The sequence below is a fragment of the Vibrio sp. 10N.222.54.A3 genome, from assembly GCF_041474095.1.
GTDB classification, from domain to species: Bacteria; Pseudomonadota; Gammaproteobacteria; order Enterobacterales; family Vibrionaceae; genus Vibrio; species Vibrio crassostreae_C.
Window position 1 is genome coordinate 44,257 of sequence record NZ_JBFRTN010000055.1, and the last position, 7,982, is coordinate 52,238.

5 protein-coding genes are annotated in these 7,982 nt (G+C 44.6%); 3 read left to right on the top strand and 2 right to left on the bottom strand.

Annotation, left to right across the window (positions count from 1 at the left end):
- The first annotated feature begins 59 nt into the window (after window positions 1-59).
- Complete coding sequence (locus AB4507_RS12590) at window positions 60-2,354, top strand: bifunctional diguanylate cyclase/phosphodiesterase (protein WP_017068242.1); 2,295 nt, start codon at window positions 60-62, stop codon at window positions 2,352-2,354.
- A 91-nt stretch (window positions 2,355-2,445) separates the two neighbouring features.
- On the opposite strand, the gene AB4507_RS12595 is transcribed toward AB4507_RS12590, so the two are convergent.
- Together AB4507_RS12595 and AB4507_RS12600 are read right to left on the bottom strand one after the other, a co-directional pair.
- Window positions 2,446-3,816 carry a glycoside hydrolase family 18 protein gene (locus AB4507_RS12595; protein WP_372180757.1) on the bottom strand — a complete coding sequence of 457 codons (1,371 nt, stop codon included), beginning with the start codon at window positions 3,814-3,816 and terminating at the stop codon, window positions 2,446-2,448.
- Window positions 3,817-3,988: 172 nt separating this feature from the next.
- Window positions 3,989-4,993: a sugar-binding transcriptional regulator gene (locus AB4507_RS12600; protein WP_017064428.1), complete on the bottom strand. Its 1,005-nt coding sequence runs from the start codon at window positions 4,991-4,993 to the stop codon at window positions 3,989-3,991.
- Window positions 4,994-5,452: 459 nt separating this feature from the next.
- Between AB4507_RS12600 and tal the strand changes: the two genes are divergently transcribed.
- Complete coding sequence (gene tal / locus AB4507_RS12605; protein WP_009845571.1) at window positions 5,453-6,403, top strand: transaldolase; 951 nt, start codon at window positions 5,453-5,455, stop codon at window positions 6,401-6,403.
- A gap of 87 nt (window positions 6,404-6,490) precedes the next feature.
- Window positions 6,491-7,982, top strand: a 1,492-nt coding sequence (gene tkt, locus AB4507_RS12610; protein ID WP_372182779.1) for a transketolase, incomplete at its 3' end; no start/stop codon positions are given.

The window sequence follows — 7,982 nt, forward strand, 5'->3', positions numbered from 1 at the left end:
ACAACCCAATAGTTTGTCACTTGCAGTCTGTTAAAAGTAGTAACCAACAAAGGCACCTCATGGCTCTATTTAAGCAAAATATCTGGTCGCTGTACGCGTTTGTCGTACTACTGACCCTGATACTTTTCGCCGCGTTGGGAATAACAAACTGGAAAGCAAACAGAGACGACTTCATAGAGCAGCAACACATTCAGGTTGAGCTTTTTTCTAGCTCCGTCAACTCGCTGCTGACCAGTCAAGAAGCCTTGTTAGAAGTGGTTGGCCATCAACTGGCTCAACAGTCTGATTTCACACGTACTGCATCTATCCAGATTAGGCCAATATTAGACAAGCTACTTGAGACCCACCCTGCGATAGCAGCGTTTGGCTTGTTGAACACCGACGGTGATTACCTCTCGATTAGCTCAAATCTCGAACTTGCGAATCAAAGGAACTTGCTGCAATACGCGCCAACCAGAGGCTCCTTCCTAGACGCCCTATCAAGCAGTAGCATGGTGCTTGGCCGTACCTATTTTCAAGATTCGTTGAATAGCTTAGTCATCCCGCTGAGAAAATCCATTTCAATCGATGGCAAGAAAACCGATGCAGTAATGACCGCAGGGCTACGATTAGACGCAACGATCGTATTTGAAAATAATGCTCACGCCGGAAGTTTCAATACACTAAGCCTGATCAGAAAAGACAGCTATCGCCAGTTTTATTCAAGTGATATTGAATCTGAGAGTGCCTATTCCTCTCCAGTCGGCAAAGATGTCATACAGCGTATTGCAAGTATCTTTACCGACCACTTCGGAATTAGCGTACAAGAAGCGATGAATGGGCAAGAAACCTATTCTTTTGTCGTCGACGATGAAGAGTACCACTCTTTGATGAGCGCGAAATACATCCCAAACTACAAATTATGGGTGGTAGGACGTACGGATCTAACTCACGTCGATAGTATATTCATACAAGAGTTCAGCATTCTTTTCGTTGCCTTTATTTTTCTTCAGTTTGGTTTCTACTTTTTGGTTAAGTCGATTGCCAAGAATGAACAACGGACTCGTAGCCAACTCATTTATCAGGCGAACCATGACCCTTTAACCTCTCTGCCAAACCGTTTGTACATGCGTAGAAACATTGGTAAATGGATTGACGATGAGTCAGAGCCGTTTTCGCTGTTGTTTATCGATATCGATAACTTTAAATGTGTCAATGACACCCACGGGCATGACTTTGGAGATAAGGTTCTCAAACAGATCGCTTTGCGTTTGATGAGGTTCCGATCTCGCCTCAGCCTATTGGTACGTGAATCCAGTGATGAGTTTTTGTTCTTGACGCCCTTGTCGAATGAAGCTGAAATTAAACGACTCGCCAAGCGCATTATTGAAGTGCTTTCTCAACCTTATGAAGTTGAAAGCGCTCAGTTTTTGTTAGGTTGCAGCATCGGCGTAGCGCGTTTCCCAGAACACGGAAAAGATCTGGATAGCCTGTTACGTTCTGCCGATATTTCAATGTACAAAGCGAAACAGCAGCAAAACTCGTACAGTATTTTCACAACGGAAATGCAAGACGCCCACCTCTACAAAATGAAAGTAGAACAAAGGCTACGCATCGCTATCGAGAAACAAACGCTGTTCATGGTTTTCCAACCACTGGTTCGAGCAAATGAGAGTATTCACGGTGTAGAAGCACTCGTGCGCTGGATTGATGAGGAATTGGGTTTTGTTCCGCCAGATGTCTTTATACCGATAGCAGAGAACACGGGTTTAATGCAAAAACTGGGGACTTTTATTATTGAGTCCAGCATTATGCAGATCGCCCACTTGCACCGAACAACAGAACAAAAGATCGGGCTGTCGATCAACATATCAGTGCGTCAGTTTTCTCATCAATCCTTCTCTGAGCACTTGTTCGCGACACTAGAAAAGTATCAACTCTCTCCTAGCTGTTTAACGCTAGAAATTACCGAGAGCTTGTTCATTGAAGATGTGACTTTGGTGAAACCGACTTTTGAAGCCCTCAAAGAGAAGAATATAAAGATCTCTTTAGATGATTTCGGGACAGGTTATTCATCACTAAGTATGTTGAAAGCACTGCCTATCGATGAACTTAAAATCGATAAGAGCTTTATTGAGAACATTGCTGTCGATCAGCAGTCACTCACCATGGTGCAAAACATCATCGCAATCGGTAAGAACTTCGGCATGGTGGTATTAGCAGAAGGCGTAGAATCAAACGAACACTTCGCAATTCTAAAGGCATGTGGATGTGACTTAATGCAAGGCTATTACTTCTCTCGCCCTATTCCTTATGATGAGCTGGCTACTCACCTAAACAAGAAAGTGACCGAGCACGCGGAATGTTCTGTTTAAGAACGTGAGTTAAATAGACGAGCTAAATAAGGTAGGCGGCTAAACACCTACCTTATTTTCTAGGTATTTTCTGTTCAGTTATTTATTCATTTCACTTTTTATTCATTTCACTATGCATAACATCGATCAACTGCCCGGAAGGATCTCCTGATAATTCCCAAGTAAAAATGCCGCCTAGGTCTGATTTCTTCGCCCATTCTGCCTTTGCTTTAATAGAACGCTGATCTTCAAAAGATATGAATACTTTTTTATCTGGGTTCCACAAATAAGGTGCTTGAGCTTGCTCATCATACTTATACTCATAACCTTGTTTACTGCTGTAGTTATTCATAAGATCCCAAAACATGAAGTAACCGTTTTCACCGGTACCAAACTGCGCCCCTTGTTCAGAAACTAGGTCACCTTTAGGCAGCTCTCCAGCAAAGTCTTTTGTCCCTTGCCAACCTCGACCATAAAAAGCCGCCCCGATCACGAGCTTCTCGCTAGGAATACCTTGCTCTATCATCTGATTAATGAAGACATCAGCTCCCATTCCCCACCAACTACGCTCGGTGGCATGTAAGTTTGTTGTGTGACCTGTTTGAGTTCCCCAGCCTCCGAGGAAGTCATACGTCATCGCAAACATGTTCGTCAAATATGGGCTAGCTGCGTTCCAATCAATTTGGGCAGCCTTAGCGCCAACACCGACAGCCGTTGAAAGCTCGTAATCTCTTTGAGTCGTCTTTGATAGAGCGTCCAAATCACTTCTGATTGTTTTTACTAAAAGTGTAAATGCTTCACGCTCTAGCGCTTTTTGCTCATCCGTTAGTTTAGTCTCTGGGTTCCAAGGCGAAGTGGTTAAGCCGCCGCCTCCTGGGTATTCCCAATCAAGATCAATACCATCAAAGAAGTCGTATTTTTGGATCAACTCAACAGCAGTTCTTGAAAAGTGCGCAATGGCTTTAGGATCTTTCGCCATCGCATGGAAAGGTTCAGACATTGTCCACCCTCCAAATGAGGGCAAAATTTTGATATTTTGATTGTCGGCCTTCAGTTGAGCTAACTGGGCAAAGTGACCTTTATAGGCGACATCAACACCCACGTCTCCGAAATCGACTTCTAACGCAGCTTCTTTATCCACAATAATCGCGGTATATGGTTGTTTGTCTGCACATTGCTGCTGAATTTGTTTTTGGACGGGCTCACCAGCACCGCTATGAGGACCACACATGCTCAAGAAGGCGTAAATAATATGTGAGAGCTTGTCTGCAGGTATGTCGTCAACGGTATAAGGGTTGTCTTTATTCAGATATTGCCAATCCGCAAAATACCCTGCGACGACTTTATCATCGGCATGTACTGTAGGTGTGAGCATACAAGCCGTGGCTATTGAGCTAAGCCCAAAGATAGAAATAGATTTAAAGATAGAACTTGATTGGTCACTGTTGCTAGAAATAGCGTGTGTGATAAATGACAGTTTCATAATTATCTCCTTTAGTGTGGCTTAACATTAAAGAGTGATAATTCTTTCAACCGCTGAACAAATTCACTATTCGAGTCATGTCTAATAGTTATCCCCCTTATTGCACTGGTTTCATTAGGGGGATTTTCCATGATTACTCAAGTAGTGAATTCAACGAAGCACAAATATCTTACTATTCACTGCCGTATGGTTTATTCACGCTAAGTTGTTCGTCCAAATTAAGTACCGTTAAAGCATTACTTACGCTGGTTGCGATCACGTCTACCACGCCGGTTCTTAGTGCACCTAACAAAGCGAGTGGTTTACTGTTCTCGGCTGCAATGGCAATGACTTCTGCAATTGGGCGGAATTCTTCCAAGGCCAAACCAATCACACGGTCACTCATTACTGTGTTTGCTGTTTTACCGTGAACATCGAAAAAGTCATAACCCGCAAAGTCACCGACGACTCCTTGCAATAAACGAGATTGAACGACCTCACCTGCGGTAAACCAACCTAAGTCGACCATATAGCTGTTTTCACTCATATCACCGATACCGACTAATGCAACATCGGCTTTTCGAGCGAGATCGAGTGTCTGCTTAACGGTGCTGTTTTCCATAAATGCGGTTTTTTGCGCTTTATTCTCGGCATAAGCCGGCGCGTATAAGGTTTCAGAAGATCCACCGTACTTTTTGGCTAGCTGCCTGCATATATGGTCGGCATTAAACATACCGCCTCTTGGGTGAATACCGCCGATACCACACACGAATTTACAGTCTCGTGGCGTAATTACGCCAGTGTGGTGAGCAACAGACGATACGTTTCGCCCTTGCCCTACTGTCACCACCATACCGTTTTTCAGTGTACTGGTAAGATAGTTAGACACTAAACCGGCTACTTGGAGTCGTTGCTTCTCTTCATTCGGTTGGTCTAGTGCCACAAGCGCACGCTTTACACCAAATCGTTCGATCAAACGTTGCTCGATCTTCGCACTAAAGACAGGGTGGTATTTCACGGTGATCTCAACAATGCCCTCATCTCGGGCTTGCTTGAGCATTCGACCAACCTTTGCACGGGAGATAGAGTACTTTTTAGATATCTCTTCTTGCGTGGCACCATCTTGATAATAAGCAACCGCGACTTCAGTGAGGAGATCAGTGTTTTCTTCGGAAACATCTTGGATATTCTTACTCATATACCACTCAACCAATATTTAACAATTATTTTACCTGCTTGAAGAACAAATGTTCGATGCTTAAGCAAGTGATACACAAGTTTACACCCCGAACATATGTAACAGCAAGGTACATTTGCTCATAGTCATAACCATGGTTTTGTTGTTGATTAATTCACCTCACTTTGCTCGTTAAACGTTTGCTTGCATAGCCCATGATTACTAGAGCGAAATATATTTGACTGAAGTCACCATACAGTACTATTTACCGTTGACTTTGGGGCTAGATCGGATAAATATGGCTACATCATTTACTCATCGAGCGATCAAATGTTCTGTGCAAATGTTCGTTCGGAGAAAAATTTAAATTAATGTAAGTTTGGCTCACTGGTACAACCATTGAGAACTTCATTAGTTAGCTTGCAAATGCCCACACCTCTCCCATTAACGAGGTGTTATGCGATACATAGGATGATCAAAATGAGCAATAAATTAGAGCAACTTCGTAAACTAACAACTGTTGTAGCTGACACTGGCGATATTGAAGCTATCAGCAAGTACACTCCTGAAGATGCAACAACTAACCCATCTCTAATTCTTAAAGCTGCTCAAATTGCTGAGTACGCTCCTCTAATCGATGCTTCTATCGAATACGCAAAAGCGCAAAGCGGTGATAAAGCACAGCAAGTTCAAGATACTTGCGACATGCTTAACGTGAACATCGGTAAAGAAATCCTAAAAGTTGTACCTGGCCGTATCTCTACTGAAGTAGATGCTCGTCTTTCTTACGACATGGAAGGCAGCGTTGCTAAAGCTCGTCAACTTATCAAAATGTACAACGACGCTGGCATCACTAATGACCGCATCCTTATCAAACTGGCTTCTACTTGGGAAGGCATCCGTGCTGCTGAAATCCTAGAGAAAGAAGGCATCAACTGTAACCTAACGCTTCTATTCTCTTTCGCTCAAGCTCGTGCTTGTGCTGAAGCTGGCGTATTCCTAATCTCTCCTTTCGTTGGTCGCATCATGGACTGGTACAAAGCGAAAGAAGGTCGTGATTTCGAAGCTTCAGAAGATCCAGGCGTAATCTCTGTTTCAGATATCTACAACTACTACAAAGACCACGGCTACAAAACTGTTGTTATGGGCGCAAGCTTCCGTAACATCGGCGAGATCCTTGAACTTGCTGGTTGTGACCGTCTAACTATCGCTCCTCAACTTCTAGCAGACCTAGAAGCAGCAGAAGGCGAAGTAGTAGAGAAGCTTATCGACTCTAACGGTACTAAAGAGCGTCCAGCAGCGATGACTCACGCTGAGTTCCTATGGGACCACAACCAAGATGCAATGGCTGTTGAGAAACTGGCTGAAGGCATCCGCAACTTCGCCGTTGACCAAGGCAAACTAGAAGACATGATCGCAGCTAAGCTGTAATCACTCTTACCAAATTCAAATAGGGGAACGTTCAGTTCCCCTACTTTTATCAATTTTGTTTTTCTTAATTTTTATTCGGAAGTTCTTATGAATCGCAAACATCTAGCTAACGCTATTCGTGCTCTAAGCATGGACGGCGTACAACAAGCAAACTCTGGTCACCCAGGCGCACCTATGGGTATGGCAGACATCGCTGAAGTACTTTGGCGCTCTCACCTAAACCATAACCCAGCAAACCCAGAGTGGGCTGACCGCGACCGTTTTATCCTGTCTAACGGCCACGGCTCAATGCTGATTTACTCTCTGCTTCACCTAGCAGGTTACGAGCTTTCAATTGAAGATCTTAAAAACTTCCGTCAACTGCATTCTAAGACTCCAGGTCACCCAGAGTACGGCTACGCACCAGGCATCGAAACAACGACTGGTCCTCTAGGTCAAGGCATCACTAACGCTGTTGGTATGGCTATGGCAGAGAAAGCGCTAGCAGCACAGTTCAACAAAGAAGGCCACGACATCGTAGACCACTACACTTATGCATTCATGGGTGATGGCTGTCTGATGGAAGGTATTTCTCACGAAGCATGTTCTCTAGCAGGTACGCTTGGTCTTGGTAAGCTGGTTGCTTTCTGGGATGACAACGGTATCTCTATCGATGGCGAAGTTGAAGGTTGGTTCTCTGACGATACACCTAAGCGTTTCGAAGCTTACGGCTGGCACGTAATCCCAGCGGTAGATGGTCACGATTCTGACGCTATCAACGCGGCTATCAAAGCAGCTAAAGCGGATCCTCGTCCGACTCTAATCTGTACTAAAACTGTAATCGGCTTTGGTTCTCCAAACAAAGCAGGTACGCACGACTGTCACGGTGCACCATTAGGCGCTGATGAAATCGCAGCAACTCGTAAGCAACTAGGTTGGGAGCACGGTCCTTTTGAAATTCCGTCGGAAGTTTACTCAGAGTGGGATGCGAAAGAAGCAGGCGCAGCTAAGGAAGCAGCGTGGAACGAGAAACTTGCAGCTTATGAAGCAGCATACCCTGAGCTGGCAGCTGAATTCAAACGCCGCGTAAACGGTGATCTTCCTGCTGAATGGGAAGAGAAAGCATCGGCAATCATCGCTGATCTTCAAGCTAACCCAGCAAACATCGCATCACGTAAAGCATCTCAAAATGCACTAGAAGCGTTCGGAGCTATGCTACCTGAATTCATGGGCGGTTCTGCTGACCTTGCGCCTTCTAACCTGACTATGTGGTCTGGTTCTAAGTCTCTTGAAGCAAATGACTTCTCTGGTAACTACATCCACTACGGTGTACGTGAATTCGGTATGACGGCTATCATGAACGGTATCGCTCTGCACGGTGGTTTCGTACCATACGGCGCAACTTTCCTAATGTTCATGGAATACGCGCGTAACGCTATGCGTATGGCTGCTCTGATGAAAACTCAGAACATCCAAGTTTACACGCATGACTCTATCGGTCTTGGCGAAGATGGTCCAACTCACCAACCAGTTGAGCAAATCGCTTCTCTACGTCTAACTCCAAACATGAGCACATGGCGCCCATGTGACCAAGTTGAGT